This window comes from Lentzea alba, assembly GCF_011067745.1.
Taxonomy (GTDB): Bacteria; Actinomycetota; Actinomycetes; order Mycobacteriales; family Pseudonocardiaceae; genus Lentzea; species Lentzea alba.
In genome coordinates, this window is sequence record NZ_JAAMPJ010000021.1 from 75,583 (window position 1) to 97,022 (window position 21,440).

Here is a 21,440-nt window from a genome sequence, read left to right on the forward strand (position 1 = left end):
ACATTCATGGACGTGAGGTCCATGAATGTGCCCCCCATGGCTCACCTGGGCGGCCGGTTCTGATCAGGCGGAAGCCGGCCTCCTCGACCTTGTCCTCCGGTAGCACGTTCCGGGTGTCGAAGATCAACGGACGGGCCACATGGCCGGCCAGGTCCGGCCAGTCCAGCTCGGCGAACTCCGGCCACTCGGTCAGCACGACCAGGGCGTCCGCGCCGGCCGCCGCCTCGGCCGCGGCCGGTTTGACGGCGATGTTCTGCAGGTCCTCGCGGACGCACGGGTCGTAGGCGCTCAGCTCGGCGCCTTCCTGGGCGAGCAGCTGGGCGACCGCGAGTGCCGGCGAGTCGCGCAGGTCGTTGGTGCCCGCCTTGAACGTCAGTCCCAGCAACCCGATCCTGCTGCCGTCGAGCGGGCCCACCTCGGCGCGCAGCCGGTCGACCACCCGGTGCGGCTGGTGCCAGTTGGTGCTGACGGCACCTTCCAGCGTCGCGAACTCGACCCCCGCGGCCCTGGCCGTCGCGAGCAGCGCGAGGGTGTCCTTGGGCAGGCAGGAACCGCCCCAGCCCGGTCCCGGCGCGAGGCACGATCCCCCGATCCGGTCGTCGAGCCGCATGCCCTCGGTGACGCCGTCGACGTCGGCGCCGAGGTGCTCGCACAGCTCCGCGACCGTGTTGACGTACGACAGTTTCACCGCCAGGAAGCCGTTGCTCGCGTACTTCACCAGCTCGGCACTCGTGTTGTCGGTGAGCACGGTCGGCGCGTTGAGCGACGCGTACAGCTCGGCGACCTCGTGCGCCGCGCGTTCATCCCGTGCACCGACCACGATCCGTTGGGGCCTCAGGAAGTCCTCGACGGCGTGGCCTTCCCGCAGGAACTCCGGGTTCGACACGACGCCGGGGTACCGCACGGCGGTTCCGACCGGCACCGTCGACTTCAGCACTACACCGGGAGGCGCGGTGCTCAGCACTTCCTCGACGGCGGACAGGTCGGCGGCGCCGTCGGCACCGGTCGGCGTGGGCACGCAGACGAACGTGAAGTCCACATCGGACAGTCCGCTTCCGTGGACGAACCTCAGCAGGCCACTGCCGAGACCTTCGACGACCAGCTCGCGCAGGCCCGGTTCGTGCAGCGACACCTCGCCCGCGCTCAGCGCCTCGACCTTGGCTTCGTCGACCTCCGCGCAGATCACCCGGTGGCCGAGGTGGGCGAAGCAGGCGGCCGTGGTCAGGCCGACGTAGCCCGCGCCGATGACGCCGATCCGTCTGGCTTGCACAGCACACCTCCCACTGCGTCGAGGACCTCTGCCACGGTGATCCGGAGCAGGCCGGGATCTGGTTCGCCGGCGAACGTGTCACCTGTGTCGCCGTGCCACAGCACCGTGTGCGGGCCCTTCAGCGGGCCCCAGATGTGTGGGGACACCGGTCCGAACAGCAGAATCGACGGCGTGCTGTAGGCCGTGGCGACGTGCGCGATGCCGGTGTCACCGCAGATGACGAGCCTGGCGGTGGCGACGAGATCCATGAGTTCGGACAGCGTGCCTGCCACGGGATCGGGTGTGATCCGGCGGGCGAGGTCGTACTCCCCCGGCCCGGCGGTGACGACGACTTCGGGTCCCAACGCCCGTGCCACGGCGGCATATCTCTCGGCCGGCCACCTCCTGGCCTCGGTGCTCGCCCCAGGATGGATCACGATCCGGCCGGTCCTGGGGCCGACGGCCGGCAACCGCAGATCGCCGATGTCGCACGGGATGCCGTTGCGCTCCAGGAGGTTGCACCACCGCAGCAGTTCGTGCTGTTCCTCCGGCCAGCGCAGCGTCTCCTGGCCGTACGTGATCAACCTGCGCGGGTCCGTCGCGAGCAGTCTCTCGACGCTCTGCGGTCCCTTCCCGTGCAGGTTCACCGCGAGGTCCGGCTGTTCGAACTCGATCGGCGCCAACGCTTCCGTCGGCAGCAGGTGATCGACCGCGTCGATCCGGTCCACCGCGTCCGCGAGCCAGGCGGGCGCCGCGAGGGTGATCTCCGCCCGCGGGAACATCGCCCGCAGACCGCGCAACGCGGGCACCGCCGTCAGCAGGTCGCCCAGCCCGAGCGCCCTGAGCACCAGGATCCTCACGGCCGCACTCCCCGGTGCCGCACTTCGCCGCGCACCCGGTGCACACAGGCGGCGGGCGGGATCAGCGCGCTCGTCACCACCATCCGCGCCACCTCGTCGGGCGTCCGCGGTCCCGGCGCGATCCGCGTCGCCGCGAACCACCCGGTCAACCCGGCCCAGAGCACGCCCAGCCCGACCGCTGCCCGCCGCCACCCCATCAGTCCACACAGGACAGATCCCAGGCCCGCCGCCGTGGTCACCGCGTGGGTGCGAAAACGTCCGGGCTGCCCGCCGATGCGCGAACGCCACCGCGCACCCACCAGCCGCCGCATCAACGCGTCGTCGGCGTTGCCGCGCTGCTGGTCCACGCTCGTCAGGAACGTCGCGGGCTTCACCGGGTGCGTCGTGACCCTGGCGCCGCGCACGATCCGGTAGCCGAGGTCCTGCACGCGCAACGCCAGTTCGGCGTCCTCGCGGTAGGCACGCGGGAATCGTTCGTCGAAACCTCCCGCCCGGGCCAGGGCCTCCCGCCGGTACGCCATGTCGGCGGTGATCCAGTCAGCGGTGGCGAGGCCGGCGGTGCCGCGTTCGGCGTCGGTCGGGCGGCGATCTCCCGGCAGCGGCACGACGATCCTGGCCTGGCTCGCACCGACGTCGACGGGCAGGTCCGCGAGATCCGCGCACAGCCGGGCTTTCCAGTCAGGGGCGACCACCACGTCGTCGTCGAGAAACGCCACCCAGTCGCCGCGGGCCTCGCGCCAGCCGGTGTTGCGCGCCGCGGCCGGGCCGAGGCCGGTCTCGCGGTCGTCCACGACGATGATCTCGCACGGGTCCGGGCCGTCGCCCTCGACCAGCGCGTCCAGCAGGTCGTCGAGGTTCGGGCGGCCGACGGTGGGGATCACGACGGAGTAGCTCATCGGCGCACCGCGTACGGGCCGATGGCGAGCAGGTCGACGGGTGACGAGCCGAAGCACTCCAGGGCGTCGCGCGGAGTGTCGACCATCGGACGGCCGGCGGTGTTGAGGCTGGTGTTGACCACCACCGGTACCCCGGTCCGTGCCTCGAACTCGTGCAACATCCGTTCCAGCAACGGATCGTCCGCGACGGTCTGGGCTCGCGCGGTGCCGTCCACGTGCACCACGGCCGGGATGCGGTCGGTCCACTCGGGACGGACGTCGTGCACGAAGAGCATGTACGGGCTGGGAATCGGGCCGCGGGTGAAGACGTCAGCGGCACGATCGGCGAGCACCATCGGGGCGACCGGGCGGAACTGCTCGCGGCCCTTGACGTCGTTCAGCCGGGTCAGGTTCTCGGCGAAGCACGGGTTCGCGAACAGCGAGCGGCGGCCGAGAGCGCGCGGTCCGTACTCGCTGCGCCCCTGGAACCACGCCACGATCTTGTTCGCGGCGAGCGCCTCGGCCACCTCGACCGCGATGTCCGCGGGTCGGTCGAACGGCACCGCGGCGGTCCGCAGCACCGACTCGATCTCCTCGTCGGAGAAGCCCCGGCCGAGGTCGGCGCCCGGCATCGCCGCGAGCCGGCTCGTGCTGACGTGCAGCGCCGCGCCCAGCGCTGTGCCGGCGTCCCCCGCGGCGGGCTGCACCCACACCTCGTCGAACGGCCCTTCCGCGAAGATCCGGGTGTTCGCCACGCAGTTCAGCGCCACGCCGCCGGCCATCGTGAGGCGGGTTTCGCCGGTGCGGTCGTGCAGCCACCGCACCAGTTCCAGCAGGACCTCTTCGAGCCGCACCTGCACGCTCGCGGCCAGCTCGGCGTGTTCCTGGGTCAGTTCCTCGTCCTTGCCGCGTTGCTTGGCGAGCGTGCTCCAGTCCATCGGCCGGATCTCGAAACCGCCGTCGTGGACCAGCACGTGTTCACGCATCAGGTCCAGGTGCACCGGTTTGGCGTGCGACGCCAGCGCCATGACCTTGTACTCGTCGCTGGACCGCAGAAAGCCCAGGTGCTCGGTCAGCTCCTCGTACATCAGACCGAGCGAGTGCGGCAGCCGTTGGGAGGCGAGGGTCGTCAGCGTCTGGTCGACGTACCGCCCGGCGAGGTGCGAACCGCACTCGCCGCGGCCGTCCGCCACCAGCACCGCGCAGTTGCCGCCGAACGGAGCCGCGAGCCCGGTGGACGCGGCGTGCGCGACGTGGTGCGGCACGAACCGCACGATCTCGGGATCGAGGCCGGGCAGCGAGGTCGCCAGGAACCGCGGTGCCTGGCGCGCATAGGTGGTGCGAAGTTCTTCCCACGGCGCGTACTCGGCGTCCACCAAGGACGGGTCGTACGAGTACGCCACCGCGTCGAGGTCCGCGGCGGTCAGACCGGCCTGCTCGAGGCACCAGCGCGCGGACAGTTCCGGCTGTTCCCAGGCCGAGAACGGCACCGGCCGCTTGCCGTGCTTGCGGCGGGAGAACCGTTCCTCCTCCGCGGCCGCCACGATCTCGCCGTCCACCACCAGGGCGGCGGCCGGGTCGTGGAACACCGCGTTGATCCCGAGAACTCGCATGAGGTGCGGCTACCCGGCGAACTGCCGGGCAAACGAACGGAGTCCCTCTTCCAGCCCGACCAGCGGCTGCCACCCGAGCACCTGCCGCGCCAGACCGATGTCCGGCCGGCGCCGCCGAGGGTCGTCCGTCATCGGCTCGACGTGGCGGACGACCGACGGGCTGCCGGTGACCTCGATCGTCTTGTGGGCGACGTCGAGCACGGTGACCTCGGCGGGGTTGCCGAGGTTGATCGGGCCGGGATGATCACCGCGCGCCATCGCGAGCAGGCCGCGCACGAGGTCGTCGACGTAGCAGAGCGACCGGGTCTGGAGCCCGTCGCCGTGCACCGTCAGCGGTTCGCCCGCCAACGCCTGCCGGAGGAACGTGGGGATCATCCGGCCGTCGTGCGCGCGCATCCTGGGCCCGTAGGTGTTGAAGATCCGCACGATCCCGGCGTCCACCCCGTGTTCGGCGCGGAACGCCACGGTCATCGCCTCGCCGAACCGCTTGGCCTCGTCGTAGACGCTGCGCGGCCCGATCGGGTTCACGTGCCCCCAGTACGACTCCCGCTGCGGATGTTCCTCCGGATCGCCGTAGACCTCGCTGGTGGAGGCGATGACGACGCGGGCTGCCTTGCGGCGGGCCAGGTCCAGCACGTGGTAGGTGCCGAACCCGCCCGCGCGCAACGTGTCCACCGGCATCCGCAGGTAGTCGGCGGGCGAGGCCGGGCACGCCAGGTGCAGGACGAGATCGACGGGCCCGAGCAGGTCGAGCGGTTCGGACACGTCGGCGACGACCACTTCCACGCCGTCCGGCACGTTGGCGCGCGAGCCGGTGCGGAACGAGTCCACGCACACGACCCGCGCGCCGTCGCGCAGGAATGCCTCGCAGACGTGCGAACCGACGAAGCCCGCGCCGCCCGTCACCACCACCCGGTCACGCGACATCGAGAACCGTCTTCAGCCAGCCGTCCTCCCGCAGGTCGAACGACCGGTAGGCGTCGATCGCGGCTGTGGGCTTCTCGTGCCGGGTGATGAACGCCGTTGGGTCGACCACGCCGGTCTGCACGAGGTCCAGCAGCCGCGGGACGTAACGGCGGTGGTTGCAGTTGCCCATCCGCAGCGTCAGGTTCTTGTTCATCGCCGTGCCGAGGGGGAAGTCGTCGAACCCCGGCGGGTAGACGCCGATGATCCCGATCGAGCCGGCCTTCGCGACCAGTTCGACCGCCCAGTCCAACGCCTGCCGCGGCGCGTCTCCCGGCTTCCACTGCTCGCCGGTGCGCTCCCCCGGTCGTTCGGCGTCGACCCCGACCGCCTCGATCACCCGGTCCGGCCCGATCCCGCCGGTCAGCTCCTTCACGACCTCGACGGGATCCTCCTCGTTGAAATTGACGATCTCCGCGTTCTGCGCGCGAGCTTTGTCCAGCCTGGACTGGACTCCGTCGACCACGATCACCCGTCCCGCGCCCTGCCGTTTCGCCGACGCGATCGCGAACTGGCCGACCACGCCCGCGCCCAGCACCAGCACGGTGTCACCGGCGCCGACCTCGGCCAGCCGGGCGCCGAACCACGCGGTCGGGAAGATGTCGGACACCAGGATCGCCTGGTCGTCGCTGACCTCGTCCGGCACGCGCACCAGTGTCGTCATGGCGTGCGGGATCCGCGCTCGCTCGGCCTGCAGCCCGTTGATCGGACCGGTCGCCTTCGGACCGCCGAAGAAGCACGTCCCGGCGGCCGGTCCGTTCGGGTTGGCGGTGTCGCACTGGGCGAAATACCCGGCACGGCAGTAGGAACAGGTGCCGCACCCGATCGTCGAGGTCACGACCACCCGGTCGCCGGGCGTGAATCCCCGCACGGCCGCGCCGACCTCCTCGACGACGCCGACGGCTTCATGACCGAGCACCGTGCCCTCGACCATGCCCGGCATCGTGCCGCGCACCATGTGCAGATCGGTGCCGCAGATCGCGCTGCGGGTGATCCGGATGACCGCGTCGGTCGGTTCCTGAACCCGCGGATCGTCGACCTCGTCCAGCCTGATGTCGCCGGTCCCGTGCCACACAACTGCCTTCACGTTCTTCTCCTCCTTCTCCTCCCGTCAGTGGCTGGTTCCCCCGCAGGGTCGACGCAAACAAACGACCATTCCAAGAAATCAGACAAACTGCTCATATTGGCATCGAGTTTCATTTCAAGAACGCCGGGTATTGCTTTTCACGGGTCGCATCTCCGACGTATGGGGACCACGCACTTCGCACGGGCGTGACGGCGAGGGGGTTGAAAGTGGACACTGGCGTACGCACGCTGATTCCAGCGCGCATCGACAGGCTGCCGTGGTCACCGTTCCACACCCGCATGGTCGTGGCACTGGGCGTCGCCTGGATCCTGGACGGCCTGGAGATCACGGTCGCCAGCGCGATCGCCGACACGCTGACCAAACCGGAGACGCTCGGGCTCTCCTCCACCGCCGTGGGCCTGCTCGCCACGGTCTACCTGCTCGGCGAGGTCGTCGGCGCCCTGTTCTTCGGCCACCTCTCCGACAAGCTCGGCCGCCGCAACCTGTTCATGCTGACGCTGGCCGTCTACCTGATCGGTTCCGGCCTGACCGCGCTGACGCTGGGCAACGGCCCCGGCTGGCTGGTCTTCCTGTACCTGACCAGGTTCATCGCCGGCATGGGCATCGGCGGCGAGTACGCGGCGATCAACTCCGCGATCGACGAGCTCATCCCCGCCCGCTACCGGGGCCGCGTCGACATCGCGGTCAACGGCACCTACTGGGCGGGCGCGGTGCTCGGCACGCTCGGTTCGTACATCCTGCTCAACCACGTCGAGCTGTCACTGGGCTGGCGGCTCGGGTTCCTCATCGGACCGGTGCTGGGCCTGGTGATCCTGGTGGTGCGCCGGCACCTGCCGGAAAGCCCGCGCTGGCAGATCATGCACGGCCGCACCGAAGCCGCCGAGAAGACGATCAGCGGCATCGAACGCGAGGTCGAGGAGGAGTCCGGCGCGAAACTGCCGCCGGTCGACGAGAAGAAGGCCATCGAGGTCAAGCCCGCGGAGGAGATCGGCTACCTGGCGCTGGCCCGCGTGCTGTTCCGCGAATATCCGAGTCGCGCCGTCCTGGGCGCCACGCTGATGATCACGCAGTCGTTCCTCTACAACGCGATCTTCTTCACCTACACGTTGGTGCTGGGCAAGTTCTACGGCGTCTCGTCGGAGTCCACGCCGCTCTACCTGATCGCGTTCGCGGTGGGCAACCTCGTCGGGCCGTTCACCATCGGCCACCTCTTCGACACCATCGGCCGCCGCCGCATGCTGTTCCTGACCTACGCGATCTCCGGCGCGCTGCTCGGCGTCACGGCCGTGCTGTTCTACGCCGGTGCGTTGAACGCGATCACGCAGACCATCGCGTGGTGCGTGATCTTCTTCTTCGCCTCGGCCGGCGCGTCGGCCGCCTACCTCACGGTCAGCGAGATCTTCCCGCTGGAGGTGAGGGCGAAGGCGATCGGTGTCTTCTTCGCCATCGCCCAGTGCTTCGGCGCGCTCGGCCCGGTGATCTACGGCGCGCTGATCGGCACCGGCGAGCACCCCGTCCGGTTGTTCATCGGGTACCTGGTCGGCGCGGTCGTGATGATCACGGGCGGTTTGGTCGCGCGGTTCCTCGCGGTGGACGCGGAGAACAAGTCGCTGGAGGACATCGCCATGCCGTTGTCCTCCACCGCCCGGCGTGGCCGCACCCGTGCCGAGGGCGCAGCCTCACCGTTCTCCACTTAGCTCGACCCGCAGGACACCGCCGCGCTGCACGAACTCCTCGGGCAGCCACGGCTGCTCCACCTTCCGGCCGTTCCACCTGGCGCCCTGGACGTAGATGTCCGGGGCGCCTGGCGCGAAGATCGTGAGGTTGCGCTGGACAATCCGGGCCTTGGGGAACATCGGGCTGGAGAGGTGCAGCTCGGCACTGCTGGGCGTGCGCGGGTACAGACCGAGCGCCGCGAAGACGTACCAGGCCGACATCGTGCCGAGGTCGTCGTTGCCGGGCAGGCCGTTGGGTCCGGTGCGGTAGACGAGTTTCGCCATCGCCCGCACGGTTTCCTGGGTCTGGTGCGGGCGGCCGAGCTCGTTGTAGATCCACGGGGTGTGGATGCCGGGCTCGTTCGTCGGGTAGTACCTCAGCGGGTCGCCGCCGGTCGCCCACGAGCCGTCCGGGCGGTGGAAGAACGCGTCGAGCCTGGTGGCGGCGGTGTCCTTGCCGCCCATCACCTCGGCCAGCCCGGCGACGTCGTGCGGGACCATCCACGTGTAGGTGGCGCTGCTGCCCTGCGCGAAGCCCTGGTCCGAGGCCGGGTTGAACGGCGTGACCCAGGTGCCGTCGGCTTTGCGCGCCTGCTGGTAGCCGGTGGCCGGGTTGAACGTGTTGCGCCACCAGCCCGCGCGCTTGCGCAACTCCTCGCTGGGCCGGCCCAGGCGTTGCGCGAGATCCGCGAGTGCCTGGTCGGCGACGGCGTCTTCCAGCGTTTCGGCGGCGCCGCCCCAGCAGTGGCAGTTGTCCTGCGGGGCGTAGCCGAGGCGCAGGTACTCGGCGAGGTTGGGGCGCTGACCCTCGCACTGGCCTGGGCAGCCCTTGTCGGACAGGCCGTCCGGGTGCGGGACGGTGGCCTGGCGCAGCAGCGAGTCGTAGGCCGCGCGCACGTTGAAGCCCTTGGCGCCCATCGCGTACATGCCCGCGATCGCCGGTGCGGACGGGTCACCCGTCATCACGTGGGTCGGGCCGTTCACGTGCACCCAGCGGTCCCAGACGCCGCCGTTCTGCCAGGCGAGGTTCAGCAACGACTGGGCGTAGTCGCTCGCCACGCGTGGTTCGAGGAACGCCAGGAGCTGGGTGTGGGCGCGGTACTGGTCCCAGCCGGAGAAGTTGCCGTACTGGGCGAGCTGGCCCGGTGCGAGCCGGCGGACCTGCCGGTCGCTGCCCAGGTAGGTGCCGTCGACGTCGCTGGCCACGTTCGGTTGCAGAAACGCGTGGTAGAGCGCGGTGTAGAAGATCGTCCGCTCGTCGGCGGTGCCGCCGTCGACCTCGACCGCGCGCAGCTGCTTCGCCCAGGCCTGGCGGGCGTCCGCCGCCACCCCGGCCACCGTCGCCCACTGGGGGATCTCCGCCGCGAGGTTGCGCTGGGCGGCTTGCGCACTGGTGTAAGAAATGCCGACGCGCATCCGGACCGAACTGTCCGCAAAGGACACATAACCGCCGGAACCCTTGCCGGCGCGGGCACTTCCGGTCAGGTAGCCCTCGCCACCACTCGCAAACGTCGCTCCCGGTCGGACTTCACTGTTCACCCACGTGCCGTACGCGGTGATCGGCCGGTCGAACGACGCCGTGAAGTACAGGCGGTAGTAGGTCTTCTGGTTGTTCACCCCACCGTTCGCGCGCCTGCCGCAGAACGCCCCGGTGAGCACCGAGCCGGAGACGGAGTTGCCGGCCGGGTCGATCGTGATCTCGGCGTCCTCGCTGCCGTTGAGCGAGTTCGAGGCCCGGAACAGCAGCGATCCCGTGTTCTCCGCCGGGTAGGTGAACTCGCCGATGCCCGCACGGGTCGTCACGGACAGGTCCGCTTTCGCGCCGGACTTCAGGCCCACCCGGTACCGGCCCGGCTCGGCGATCTCGTCGGCGTGCGCGAAGTCGCTGGCGTAGACCTGGTCCTTGGTGTCCGAGGTCGGTGAGGTGGTGATCGCGCCGACGTGCGGCATGATCGGCACATCGCCCGCCGCGCCGGGATGGCAGCCCGCGCCGTTGACGTGGGTGAGGCTGAAGCCGCGCACCCGCGTGGCGTCGTAGGCGTATCCGTTGGCGGCACCCGTGTTCGTCTGGTCGCCTCGGGTCGACGTCGGGCTCCACGAGATCATCCCGAACGGCCGCACCGCACCCGGATAGGTGTTGCCGCCGCCCGCCGAGCCGATCAACGGGTCGACGTACCGGGTGTCGTCTCTCACCGCCGCGCACGCGGGAGTCGCCAGCGCGGCGGTGAGGACAGTGACCAGCAAGATCGCGAGCGCTCTCACGTCCCGGGACCCTAACCTGTTTTCAGTGAACGCAAAGTGGCCGATAGCCGTCGATCTTCAGCCCCCGGAACTCCAGGTCGTTCTTCGTCTTGCCGACGAACACCAGGCCACGGGCGTCGTCGAGCGCCTCCGCGAGCGGGTAGGCGGGCTTGCCCAGTTCGGGCAAAGTCGTCCACTTGTCAGGGTTGAAGCTGAAGAACTTCCGCACCAGCTTGCCGCGCGTGGACGGGATCTTCGTGACCCACTTGTCGCCGCCGCTCCAGTGCGACGCGGGCCGCAGCTGGACGTACAGGTCGCTGGTGGCGCGGTAGGTCATCCAGAAGCCGCGCGACTTGCTGAGGTCGGCCTGGGCCTCGAACTTGTTGCCCAGCCACACGACCATGACGGCCCAGTCGTCGGCGAGAAACTTGATCTTCGCCATGTAGTCGTGCCTGTTCGTCGGCACGAGGATGCTGCCGGTCGCGGGCTCGGTGACACCTTCGCCACTGGCGATCCACTGCTGCAACCGGTCGATGGACGGAGTCCCGCACTCGCTGCCGCGCGAGGCGTTCGCGGCGGTCGTCGAGCCGAGGGTGAACATCAGCGCGTACGCGATCACCGCGACGCGGCCGAGCGTCGAATTCAAGCGCATCTGGCGGACCGTAGCGGATAATGGTCTGAACCATTCGCGTTCACCGTTGACGCGAACTACCTGGACAGCGGATTGTGAGGCCCCCTCACGAGGGTCACAGTGTGCCTCGTGCGCCCTGCCAGATGGCTTGGATCCATAGCTGCCGTAACGGTTTTCGCCGCCCAGCTGACCAGTCCGGCCACCGCGTCACCGGACTGCTCCCCCACCGTCGACGACCGGACGTTCGCCTCCGTCTCCACACTCCGCGACCTCAACGCCCAGGTGGCCGGTTTCGGCGTGCGAGCCACCGGCAGCCCGGCGCACCACCGGCTGATCTCCTGGCTGGAACACCGGGTGCAGCACCTCTCCGGCATGTCCGTGCGCTCCGAACGCTTCCCCATCGTGCGCTGGCAGCCCGGCCCCGGCTTGCTGATCTCCCACGGTGTCGTGCCGGTCGCCGCCCCGATACCCTACTCCGCCCCAGGCCTGCGTTCCGGCGAACTGGTCAAGCTCCCCGCCGGCACGCCGATCACCGCCGCCAACGCCCGCGGCAAGGTCGTGCTGCGCGACTTCCCCGCCGTCGACCGCGGCTACTTCGCCGAACCCGTGCTCAACCAGGACATGGTCGACGCGGGCATCGCCGGAGCCGCGGGGCTGATCGTCGCCTTCCCGTTCCCGCACGAGCAGATGCGCGGCTACTGGGATCCACATCTGGGCACGCACTACCGCGTGCCCGGCGTGTTCGTCGGCGCCGACGCGGCCTTGAAGCTGCAGATCGGCGAACGCACGACGATCGGCGTGCTGGCAGGGCGTTTCCCGGCATCGACACGTTCGTTGATCGCCACTCTGCCGGGGTTGAGCAGCGAACGGATCGTCATCGACACCAACACCGACGGTGTGGGGTGGGTGCAGGAGAACGGCACGGTCGGACTCCTCGCGCTGGCCGAGCACTTCGCCCGCCAGCCGCTGCGGTGCCGGCCCAGAACGCTGGAGTTCGTCTTCGCGACCGGCCACCTGCACCGACCGGCGGAGGGCAGCGAGTTCCGCGCCCGCGCGCTCGACGGCGAGTACGACCGGGGTTCCGTGGCGTTCGCGTTCGTCCTGGAACACCTCGGCACGCGGGAGTTCCTGCCCAGCGCCGGATCCCTGCAGCCGACGGGTGCCGCCGAGCTGTCGGGCTGGTTCGCCGGCAGTCCGGTGCTCTCCCAGGCCGCCTCAACGGCGTTGGCCGGACGTGCGGTGGATCGCACCTTTGTGTTGCCCGGCAGCGATGTGCCAGTGCCCGGCCGCGTGCCACCGCAGTGCTCGTTCGGCGGCATCGGCACGCACTTCCACTCGCACCTGGTGCCGACGATGGCGATGATCTCCGGACCGTGGACGCTCTGGGCACCCGCGTTCGGCGCCGAGGCCGTCGACCACGAACGCATGCGGCGCCAGGTGCTGGCCGCGGGCGACGCCATCACCGCGCTCGGACCGGTGCCGCGAGACCAGATCGCCGGGCCCTACCTGGACCTCAGGCGTGCACGTGCCGCCGGCGCCCCCACCTGTTCGCACGAACTGCCGCCCGAGTGGGCGCCTAGAAGGTGATCGACGCCTGGACCGGCAGGTGGTCGGACGGCCACTGGCCGTCCTGCCGATAGGTGTTGATCGCGGCGGCCTGGATCGTGGCGCCGCGGGTGAGGATCCAGTCGATGCGCGGGCCGTCCGGCACGAGCGGGCCGTAGCCGTGGAACGTCCCGTAGGCGGGCGTGATCCGCGGCCCGGCCAGCCACGTGTCGGTCAGGCCGTTGGTCAGGGTGCAGTAGGTGGGCGAGGCGGCCGGGGCGTTGAAGTCGCCGGTGAGCACGACCGGCAGCGTCATCGCGTTGATCCGGTCGCGGACGAACTCGGCGCTGCGCAGCCGGGAGTTCTCCGACTCGTGGTCGAAGTGGGTGTTGACGGCCACGAACTGCCTGCCCGTCAGGCGATCCGCGAACCGGACCCAGGTGACCATGCGGATCACCTGGTTGCCCCAGGACCTCGAACCCACGACGTTCGGGGTGGCGGACAGCCAGTGGTGGTCGAACTCGAGCGGCTCCAGCCGGAGCGTGTCGAAGAAGATCGTCATGAACTCGTCGTGGCTGCCACCCGCGCGGCCGAGGCCGATCCAGTCGTAGCGGTCCGGCAGGTCGTGCGCGATGTCGAGCAGTTGCCCGAAAAGGCCTTCCTGCGTGCCTAACAAGGTTGGGCGCTCGTTGAGCAGGAGCTGGGCCATGACCGGGCGCCTCGCCGCCCACGAGTTCGGCTCGGTGTTCGAGGCGTAGCGCAGGTTGAACGACATGACGCGCAGGGGATCCACCCTGCCGATCATGGCACAGGGCCGCCGTGCACCACGGCGGCCCTGCGTTCACCTATGCCGGCGCGTAACCGGTGGGACGGCTGGTGAACGAGCCGCGGCCTTGCGTCCGGCTGCGCAACCTCGTCACGTACCCGAACATCTCCGCCAGCGGCACGCTCGCCGTCACCACGGTCGTGCCCGTCCGGGCGGCGGAACCGAGGATCCGGCCCCGGCGCGCGGCCAGGTCACCGAGCACACCACCGAGGTAGTCGTCCGGCACGGTGACCGTGACCTCGGCGATCGGTTCGAGCAACGTCATCGCGCCCGCCTTCAGGGCCTCGCGCAGGCCCAGCCGCCCGGCCGTGCGGAACGCCATCTCCGAGGAGTCCTTGACGTGCGTGGACCCGTCGGTGAGCGTCACCCGCAGCCCGGTCACCGGGTGGCCGAGCGGTCCCTCGGCCAGCGCGTCCCGGCAGCCCTGTTCGACCGCGCGGACGAACTCCTGCGGCACCCGCCCGCCGGTGACCGCCGAGCGGAACTCGAACCCGGTCTCCAGCGGTTCGGTGCTGATGACGACGTGCGCGAACTGTCCGGAACCTCCGTCCTGCTTCACGTGCCGGTAGACGAACCCCGTGACGCCCGCCGCGAGGGTTTCGCGGTAGGAGACGCGAGGCCGTCCCATGGTGATCTCGACGCGGTGGTTCGTGCGCGCCTTCTCCACCGCGACCTCCAGGTGCAGCTCACCGAGGCCGGACAACACCGTCTGCCCGGTCTCGGGGTCGGTCTTGACCTGCAGCGACGGGTCCTCGTCGACCAGGTGCGCCAACGCGTCGGTGAGCCGGGCGTTGTCCGCGCTGGTCTTCGTTTCCACCGCCACCGACACGACGGGATCAGCCGACACCGGTGGTTCCAGCAGCAGCGGAGCCGTTGGCGCGCAAAGAGTTGTCCCCGTGCGTGCCGACTTCAGCCCCACCAGTGCCACGATGTCGCCCGCGGTGGCCTGGTCGACCGGCGTGTGCCGATCGGCCTGGACGCGCAGGATCCGGCCGATGCGCTCGGCCCGTCCCTCCACACTGACCGTCTCTCCTTTGTGGAGGGTCCCGGAGTACACGCGAACGTACGTCAACCGCCCGTTGGCGGTGGCGTTCACCTTGAACACCAACGCCGCGAACGGCGCGTCCGGATCCGGCCGCCGTTCCTCGCCGTCGACGCCGCGCACCGGCGGAACGTCCACAGGGGACGGCAGGTACGCGATCACCGCGTCCAGCAACGGTTCGACGCCCCGGTTCCGGTACGCCGAGCCGCACAGCACGACCGTTCCGGCGCCCTGCCGGGTCAGTTCCCGCAGTGCCTTCCGCAACGTCTCATCGGACAAACCTCCAGCGAAGAACTCCTCGATCGCTTCCGGGTGCAGCTCCGCCACCGTCTCCTCCAGGAGGCGACGACGTCGTTGTGCCTCTGCCATCAGCGTTTCCGGTACCGGACCTTCCTCCAACGAGTCTTCCCAGGTCAGCGCACGCATGCGGACCAGGTCGACGACGCCGACGAACCCGTCCTCGGCGCCGATCGGCAGCTGCACCACCAACGGAACGGTGTTCAGCCGCGTCCGGATGGACTCCACCGCGGTGTCGAGGTCCGCGCCCGCCCGGTCGAGCTTGTTGACGAACGCGATCCGCGGCACGCCGTGGCGGTCGGCCTGCCGCCACACCGACTCGCTCTGCGGTTCGACGCCCACGACCCCGTCGAACACCGCGACAGCCCCGTCCAGCACGCGCAGCGCCCGTTCGACCTCGTCGGAGAAGTCGACGTGCCCAGGCGTGTCGATGAGGTTGATCCGGTGCCCGTCCCACGTGCAGCTGACGGCCGCGGAGAAGATCGTGATGCCGCGGTCGCGCTCCTGCGGGTCGAAGTCCGTGACGGTCGTGCCGTCGTGCACCTCGCCGCGCTTGTAGGTGGTGCCGGTGGCGAACAGGACGCGTTCGGTGAGCGTGGTCTTGCCGGCGTCGACGTGGGCGAGGATGCCCAGGTTGCGGACGGCGTTCAGGGTGATCGTGCGCATGGCTCAGTGCCTTTTCGGGTGCGAAAGGACTACAGGTCAGCGCGATGAGCCGACGAGCTCTCCGACTGGAGGCTCGTCAGACACTCCGGTGCCCGGCGCGCAGCGGGCAGCCGGGGTGCGAAGACACGAGGATCACGTCGAAACGGGACGGGAGGACGGCTGCGGTGCGCATGGCCGGTCTCCTCTCGTCGCTCGCTCAGTGATGTTGATCGTGGAGTGTAGACACGCGAACGCTCGCACGACAGCGATTTGAGCCGACAACTATTTCCGTTGCAGATGCACGATGCATCTACCGTTTGCGTGTCGAAGCGCCTGTTTCACTACGAAAACCTTGACTCAAAGGGTCCGCTGGCCAATGATTCGGCAATCGCACAGCCCCGAGCGACCGCAGACACCCCCGGAAAGGGCGCGCCATGACCCGACTCTCATCACCGGCCGACCACAGCGCCCCCGTGCCGGAACGACAGCTCAAACGCGGTGTCCTCGGCACCGGCGGCCTCGTCTTCATGGTCGTCGCGGCCGCCGCTCCGCTGACCGTCATGGCCGGCGTCGCCCCGCTGGGACTCATGATCGGTGGCGTCGGCGCCCCGGTCGCCTACCTGGCCGCGGGTGCGGTGCTGATCATCTTCGCGATCGCGTTCACCCGCATGACCAGGTACGTCAGCGGCGGCGGCGCGTTCTACGCCTACATCGCGAAAGGACTCGGCCGCGGCTGGGGGCTCGCGGCCGCGCTGCTGGCGTTGGTCTCCTACAACACCTTGCAGATCGGGGTCTACGGCCTGTTCGCCGCGCAGACGCGGGCGACGCTGACCGACCTCTTCGGGGTGACCGTGCCGTGGCCGGTGATCGCGCTCGTGGCCCTCGGCCTGGTGTTGGTGATCGCCTGGCTGGGCATCGACGTCGGCGCGAAGGTGCTCGGCGTCCTGTTGATCCTGGAGTCGGGAATCCTGCTGCTGATGGCGATCGGCATCCTCACGCGTGGCGGTGCGTCCGGTGTGGACGGTGCGTCCTTCGCTCCGGCCGCGGCGTTCACGCCCGGCATGGGCGGCGTGCTCGCCTTCGCGTTCGCCGCGTTCATGGGCTTCGAGTCCACCGCCCTCTACCGCCGGGAAGCCCGCGACCCGGAACGCACCATCCCCCGTGCCACCTACTTCGCCGTCGGGTTCATGGCGCTGTTCTACTGCTTCGTCCTCTGGTCGGTGGTGATCGGGTTCGGCAGCGACCAGGTCGTCGGCGCGGCCAGTGCCAACATCCCCGGACTGTTCTTCGCGGCCACCGAGACCTACGTCGGACCGTGGGCGGCCACGCTGATGCGCCTGCTCGTGATCTCCAGCGTCTACGCCTCGCAGATCGCGTTCCACAACGCCATCACCCGCTACACCCACTCCCTCGCCCAGGACGGGGTGCTGCCCGCCTGGATCGGCCGGGTCCACCCGCGGTTCGGGTCGCCGTACCGGGCGAGCGTCGTGCAGACGATCCTCGCGGTCGTCGTGATCATCGGGTTCGCGGTCGCCGGCGCCGACCCGGTCACCGGCCTCCTGCTGTGGGTCAACACGCCCGGTGTCGTCGGCATCGTGGTGTTGCAGGCGCTCACCGCCTTCTCGTGCGCGGTGTACTTCACGCGGCGCAACAAGGCGGCGAGCACGCCGGCGGCGTTGACCGCGGCGGTCGTGTCCGCTGTGCTGCTGGCCGTGGCGACGTACGTCCTGATCAGCAACGTCGGGTTGCTCACCAACGCACCGGCGAGCGTCAACGTCGTGCTGGTCGGAATCGTCCCGGCGACCCTGCTGGTGGGTGCTGTGCTCGCCGTCTGGCTGCGCAACCAGCGACCGGAGACGTACGCGCGTGTCGGTGAGGGTGCGGAACCCGCGGCCGCACAGGAGGTCGCCGCGTGAACGCGGACCTCGTCCTGTGCGCCGACACCGTGCACACGTTGGCTGGCGGTGACCGTCCGGTGGAGGCGGTCGCCGTGACCGGCGGGGTGATCCGCGCGGTCGGCACCAGGCGGGACGTGCGGGACTGGCGCGGTCCGGGCACCGAGGTCGTCGATCTCGGCCGGGCCGTGCTGACACCAGGCCTGGTCGACGGTCACTTCCACCCGGTGTCCGGACTGGAGCTGACCGCCGACGTCGACCTGTCCGGCGTGCGGGCACCGGAGGAGGTCCACCGGCGGCTCGCCGAGGCCGCCGGCACCCGCGCCCCCGACGCCTGGGTGCAGGCTTGGGGCCTCGACCCGAACGTGTTCGGCGGCAGACCTCTCACCAGCGCCCTGATCGAGGACGCGGTGGGTGGCAGGCCGGCGTTCGTCCGGCTCTTCGACGCGCACTCGGCGCTCGTGACCCCGGCCGCGCTGCGCATCGCGGGCGTGGCCGGGCCCAGGGAGTTCGACCAGCGTTCGACCGTGGTCTGCGACGCGGACGGGCGCCCGACCGGGCTGCTGCACGAGTCGGCGGCCATGGAGCTCGTGCTCCGCCACGCCCCGGTGGAGCCGGTCGCGGCCCGTGCGGCCAGGCTGCACGGGCTGCTGGCCGAGATGGCCGCCACCGGGCTCACCGGTGGCCACGTCATGGACCTGCTCGGCGACAGCCAGGACGTCCTCGCCGCCGCGGAGGAACTCGGCGACCTGCCGCTGCGGTTGCGGTTCGCCCCCTGGTGCGACCCCGGCGTGGACTCCGACGGCATCGCCGAGCTGGTGGCGTTGCAAGGCCGCGGCGGGCGCCGCTGGCAGGTCGGCGCGGTCAAGTTCATGCTCGACGGGACGATCGACAACGGCACCGCCTGGCTGGAGGCGCCGGACGCGCTGGGAGAGTCGACGTCCGCGCTGTGGCCCGACGTCCACGACTACACCGCGGCCCTGCGCAAGCTCGCCGGGGCGGGCGTCCCGACCGCGACCCACGCCATCGGCGACGCCGCGGTGCGGCACGTCCTGGACGCGCTCGACGGGATCGAGCAGTCAGCTTTCACTCCTCACCGCGTCGAGCACGTCGAGACGTTGCCGGGCACGCTGATCGGCCGGTTCCTCCGGCAGGGCGTGGTGGCGAGCATGCAACCCACGCACTGCAGCCACTTCACGAAGGCCGACCACACCGACAACTGGTCGGTGCGCCTGGGAACGAGGCGGGCGGACCGCGCCTGGCGCTGCCGCGACCTGCGTGACGCCGGCGTGCCGGTCGTGCTCGGCTCGGACTGGCCGGTCGCGCCGTTCGACGCACGTCATGGCCTCGCGGAGGCGATCCTGCGCCGCCCGGCCCTCGAACCGGACGTGCCACCCGTGGGGCCGACGCAGGGGCTGACCGCCCGGATGGCCCTGGAGGGCTACACCTCCCACGCCGCCCTGGCCGCGGGCGAACCCGGTGGCGGCCGGATCGCGGTCGGCGGACGTGCCGACCTCACCGCGTTCACCGTCGACCCGCTGCGGGCCGATCCCGACGAGCTGGCCGAAGCCCCGATCGCGCTCACCGTCGTCGACGGCGCAGTGGCGCATCGGGCCGCCGAAACCCTCGCCCGCTGAACCTTGATGAGGGGAGCTTTCATAAACCTGAGGTTTATGAAAGCTCCCCTCATCACTCATGGGGACGGTTCGAGAGTGGGGGCGGCGGGCGATCGCGGACAGCGCCGACATCGACGACCGGTAGTTCCAGGCAGATCCGGCGGATCGAGTCGAGCAGCTGGCGCCCCGAACTGGGCGCCGTAGCGGCTCACGGCGTCTGTCCTCTCAGGACTCGATGTTGGCCATGACGTGCTTGACTCGGGTGTACTCCTCGAACCCGTACAGCGAAAGGTCCTTGCCGTAGCCGGACTTCTTGAAGCCTCCGTGCGGCATCTCGGCCACGAGCGGAATGTGCGCGTTGATCCACACGCACCCGAAGTCCAGCCGCTTGCTCATCCGCATCGCGGTCCCGAAGTCGCGGGTCCACACGCTGGACGCGAGGCCGTAGTCCACGCCGTTGGCCCAGGTGACCGCTTGGTCCTCGCCGGTGAACCGCTGCACGGTGATCACCGGACCGAAGATCTCCCGCTGCACCATCTCGTCGTCCTGCCGCAGTCCCGCGACGACGGTCGGTTCGACGAAGAAGCCCCGGTCACCCTGGCGGCGGCCGCCCGCGGTGATCTCGGCGTGGCCCGGGACGCGGTCGAGGAACCCGGTGACGTGGGCGAGTTGCCTGGCGTTGTTCACCGGTGGAACTAGCGCGTCGGGGTCCTCGGCGCCCTTCTCGTACGTGGTGGTCGTGCGTTTGGCCTGTTCGGTGAGTGCGGCCACGAAGTCGTCGTGGACGCGCGGTCCGACGAGCACACGGGTGGCGGCCGTGCAGTCCTGGCCCGCGTTGAAATACCCCGCCGTGGCGATCCCGGCGGCAGCGGCCTCGACATCGGCGTCGTCGAAGACCACGACCGGCGCCTTGCCGCCCAGTTCCAGGTGCACGCGCTTGAGGTCGCGGGCGGCCGAGGACGCCACGGCACTGCCCGCGCGCACCGAGCCGGTGATCGCCACGAGCTGCGGGATCTCGTGCTCGACCAGCGCACGCCCGGTCTCCGGGCCGCCGCACACGACGTTGAACACCCCGGCCGGCAGGACCTCGGCCGCGAGCTCGGCCAGCCGCAGCGTGGTCACCGGGGTCGTGTCGGACGGCTTGAGCACGATCGTGTTGCCCGCCGCGAGTGCGGGAGCGATCTTCCAGACCGCCATCAGCAGCGGGTAGTTCCACGGCGTGACCTGACCGACGACGCCGATCGGCTCGCGCCGGACGAAGCTCGTGTGACCGGGCAGGTACTCGGCGGCGGCCTTGCCCTCGAGCACGCGGGCGGCACCGGCGAAGAACCGGAGGTGGTCCACCGCGGCCGGCAGTTCCTCGCTCGCGGCCAGCCCGAGCGGCTTGCCGGTGTTGCGGCTCTCGGCCCGCACCAGGTCGTCGGCGTGTTCCTCCACCAGGTCGGCGAACGCCAGCAGCGCCCGTTGCCGCCCGGCCGGCGGCACGTCCCGCCACGTCTCGAACGCCGCGGCGGCGGTCCGGCAGGCGTGGTCGACGTCCTCGGCGCCGGAGACCGGGGCGCTGCCGAACGTCTCACCGCTGGCGGGGTCGATCAGGTCCGCGCGCCTGCCCTCGACCGTGCCGGTGTGCTCGCCGCCGACGAAGTTGCGTAGTTCCAGCCTGTCGGTCACGGTACTTCTCCTCGGTAATCGAGCGAGTTGGCAACGGATTTAGTGGCCAAGATGCGCTCAAGCTACCGGAACCGCAGACGTATTGCGATGGTGCGACCAGTGATCGCGCGTGGTCATACTGTGCCCGTGAAGAGGACGAGCCCTGCGGACGACCGCAACCAGCTGATCATCGACGACGTGTCGAAGGCGATCATCGAGCAGCTCCAGCAGGACGGCCGGCGGGCGTACGCGACGATCGGCAAGGCAGTGGGGCTGTCCGAGGCCGCCGTGCGCCAGCGGGTGCAACGCCTGTCGGACGCCGGCGTCATCCAGATCGTCGCGGTCACCGACCCACTGCAGGTCGGATTGTTCCGGCAGGCGCTCGTCGCGGTCAACGTGCAGGGCCCCATCGAGCCGGTGGCCGACGCACTCGCCGAGATCGACGAGGTCGCGTACGTCGTGATCTGCGCCGGTCGGTTCGACGTGCTGTGCGAGGTCGTGTGCGAGGACGACGCCGCCCTGCTCGATCTGATCTCCCGTCGCGTGCGCACGCTTCCGGGCGTGGCCGACACCGAGGTGCTCGTCTACCTGTCCCTGCGCAAGCAGTCCTACCAGTGGGGCACCCGCTGACTGCGGATTTCGTTGCTCTTTACCACTTGAGCTACTGATTCCCTTGTAATCGCGCTCGCC

General features: G+C 70.1%; 16 protein-coding genes. 5 read left to right on the plus strand and 11 right to left on the minus strand.

The window, feature by feature from the left end:
* Positions 1 to 4: 4 nt before the first annotated feature.
* From G7043_RS46270 to G7043_RS50280, 6 genes are read right to left on the minus strand one after another with little or no spacing between them, the layout of a single operon-like run.
* Entirely contained in the window at positions 5 to 1,270 is a 1,266-nt protein-coding gene (locus G7043_RS46270) for a UDP-glucose dehydrogenase family protein (protein ID WP_166055943.1), read from the minus strand.
* Positions 1,222 to 2,109, minus strand: coding sequence for a glycosyltransferase family 9 protein (locus G7043_RS46275; RefSeq protein ID WP_313888431.1), 888 nt, complete (start codon positions 2,107 to 2,109; stop codon positions 1,222 to 1,224). The genes G7043_RS46270 and G7043_RS46275 overlap by 49 nt, the downstream gene beginning before the upstream one ends.
* The gene (locus G7043_RS46280; protein WP_166055946.1) at positions 2,106 to 3,005 is read right to left on the minus strand and encodes a glycosyltransferase; all 900 of its coding nucleotides are present in this window, start codon (positions 3,003 to 3,005) and stop codon (positions 2,106 to 2,108) included. The genes G7043_RS46275 and G7043_RS46280 overlap by 4 nt, the downstream gene beginning before the upstream one ends.
* Positions 3,002 to 4,597 carry a carbamoyltransferase family protein gene (locus G7043_RS46285; protein WP_166055949.1) on the minus strand — a complete coding sequence of 532 codons (1,596 nt, stop codon included), beginning with the start codon at positions 4,595 to 4,597 and terminating at the stop codon, positions 3,002 to 3,004. Before G7043_RS46285 ends, G7043_RS46280 begins: the two co-directional genes overlap by 4 nt.
* A gap of 9 nt (positions 4,598 to 4,606) precedes the next feature.
* Positions 4,607 to 5,524 carry an NAD-dependent epimerase/dehydratase family protein gene (locus G7043_RS46290; RefSeq protein ID WP_166055951.1) on the minus strand — a complete coding sequence of 306 codons (918 nt, stop codon included), beginning with the start codon at positions 5,522 to 5,524 and terminating at the stop codon, positions 4,607 to 4,609.
* Complete coding sequence (locus tag G7043_RS50280; protein WP_166055953.1) at positions 5,514 to 6,647, minus strand: zinc-dependent alcohol dehydrogenase; 1,134 nt, start codon at positions 6,645 to 6,647, stop codon at positions 5,514 to 5,516. The genes G7043_RS46290 and G7043_RS50280 overlap by 11 nt, the downstream gene beginning before the upstream one ends.
* 206 nt (positions 6,648 to 6,853) lie before the next feature.
* Here G7043_RS50280 and G7043_RS46300 point away from each other — a divergent pair, with 206 nt between their 5' ends.
* Positions 6,854 to 8,344 (plus strand): MFS transporter, encoded by a 1,491-nt coding sequence (locus G7043_RS46300; protein ID WP_313888432.1) that lies wholly within the window; start codon positions 6,854 to 6,856, stop codon positions 8,342 to 8,344.
* On the opposite strand, the gene G7043_RS46305 is transcribed toward G7043_RS46300, so the two are convergent.
* Both G7043_RS46305 and G7043_RS46310 read right to left on the minus strand, forming a co-directional pair.
* Positions 8,327 to 10,624 carry a GH92 family glycosyl hydrolase gene (locus G7043_RS46305; protein ID WP_313888433.1) on the minus strand — a complete coding sequence of 766 codons (2,298 nt, stop codon included), beginning with the start codon at positions 10,622 to 10,624 and terminating at the stop codon, positions 8,327 to 8,329. The genes G7043_RS46300 and G7043_RS46305 overlap by 18 nt on opposite strands.
* A gap of 22 nt (positions 10,625 to 10,646) precedes the next feature.
* Entirely contained in the window at positions 10,647 to 11,255 is a 609-nt protein-coding gene (locus tag G7043_RS46310; RefSeq protein ID WP_390829795.1) for a hypothetical protein, read from the minus strand.
* Between the two features lie 108 nt (positions 11,256 to 11,363).
* Here G7043_RS46310 and G7043_RS46315 point away from each other — a divergent pair, with 108 nt between their 5' ends.
* Positions 11,364 to 12,821 (plus strand): PA domain-containing protein, encoded by a 1,458-nt coding sequence (locus G7043_RS46315; protein ID WP_166055957.1) that lies wholly within the window; start codon positions 11,364 to 11,366, stop codon positions 12,819 to 12,821.
* On the opposite strand, the gene G7043_RS46320 is transcribed toward G7043_RS46315, so the two are convergent.
* Both G7043_RS46320 and fusA read right to left on the minus strand, forming a co-directional pair.
* On the minus strand, positions 12,811 to 13,572 hold the full coding sequence (locus tag G7043_RS46320; RefSeq protein ID WP_313888434.1) for an endonuclease/exonuclease/phosphatase family protein: 762 nt from the start codon (positions 13,570 to 13,572) through the stop codon (positions 12,811 to 12,813). The two genes, G7043_RS46315 and G7043_RS46320, sit on opposite strands and share 11 nt — an antisense overlap.
* Positions 13,573 to 13,624: 52 nt before the next feature.
* The gene (gene fusA, locus G7043_RS46325) at positions 13,625 to 15,610 is read right to left on the minus strand and encodes an elongation factor G (protein WP_166055962.1); all 1,986 of its coding nucleotides are present in this window, start codon (positions 15,608 to 15,610) and stop codon (positions 13,625 to 13,627) included.
* A gap of 413 nt (positions 15,611 to 16,023) precedes the next feature.
* On the opposite strand from fusA, the gene G7043_RS46330 reads away from it, so the two are divergent.
* Both G7043_RS46330 and G7043_RS46335 read left to right on the plus strand, forming a co-directional pair.
* On the plus strand, positions 16,024 to 17,505 hold the full coding sequence (locus G7043_RS46330) for an APC family permease (RefSeq protein WP_166055965.1): 1,482 nt from the start codon (positions 16,024 to 16,026) through the stop codon (positions 17,503 to 17,505).
* Entirely contained in the window at positions 17,502 to 19,121 is a 1,620-nt protein-coding gene (locus tag G7043_RS46335; RefSeq protein ID WP_166055967.1) for an amidohydrolase, read from the plus strand. The genes G7043_RS46330 and G7043_RS46335 overlap by 4 nt, the downstream gene beginning before the upstream one ends.
* A 204-nt stretch (positions 19,122 to 19,325) precedes the next feature.
* Here G7043_RS46335 and G7043_RS46340 read toward each other — a convergent pair whose 3' ends face one another.
* Complete coding sequence (locus tag G7043_RS46340) at positions 19,326 to 20,771, minus strand: aminobutyraldehyde dehydrogenase (RefSeq protein ID WP_166055969.1); 1,446 nt, start codon at positions 20,769 to 20,771, stop codon at positions 19,326 to 19,328.
* 126 nt (positions 20,772 to 20,897) lie between these two features.
* Between G7043_RS46340 and G7043_RS46345 the strand changes: the two genes are divergently transcribed.
* Positions 20,898 to 21,380 carry an Lrp/AsnC family transcriptional regulator gene (locus G7043_RS46345; protein WP_198680641.1) on the plus strand — a complete coding sequence of 161 codons (483 nt, stop codon included), beginning with the start codon at positions 20,898 to 20,900 and terminating at the stop codon, positions 21,378 to 21,380.
* Positions 21,381 to 21,440: the final 60 nt, after the last annotated feature.

Bases quoted from the DNA above. Each gene is read 5' to 3' on its own strand.
- G7043_RS46280 (WP_166055946.1), bottom strand. From the start codon at position 3,005: ATGAGCTACTCCGTCGTGATCCCCACCGTCGGCCGCCCGAACCTCGAC.
- G7043_RS46285 (WP_166055949.1), bottom strand. From the start codon at position 4,597: ATGCGAGTTCTCGGGATCAACGCGGTGTTCCACGACCCGGCCGCCGCC.
- G7043_RS46290 (WP_166055951.1), bottom strand. From the start codon at position 5,524: ATGTCGCGTGACCGGGTGGTGGTGACGGGCGGCGCGGGCTTCGTCGGT.
- G7043_RS46310 (WP_390829795.1), bottom strand. From the start codon at position 11,255: ATGCGCTTGAATTCGACGCTCGGCCGCGTCGCGGTGATCGCGTACGCG.
- fusA (WP_166055962.1), bottom strand. From the start codon at position 15,610: ATGCGCACGATCACCCTGAACGCCGTCCGCAACCTGGGCATCCTCGCC.
- G7043_RS46330 (WP_166055965.1), top strand. From the start codon at position 16,024: ATGACCCGACTCTCATCACCGGCCGACCACAGCGCCCCCGTGCCGGAA.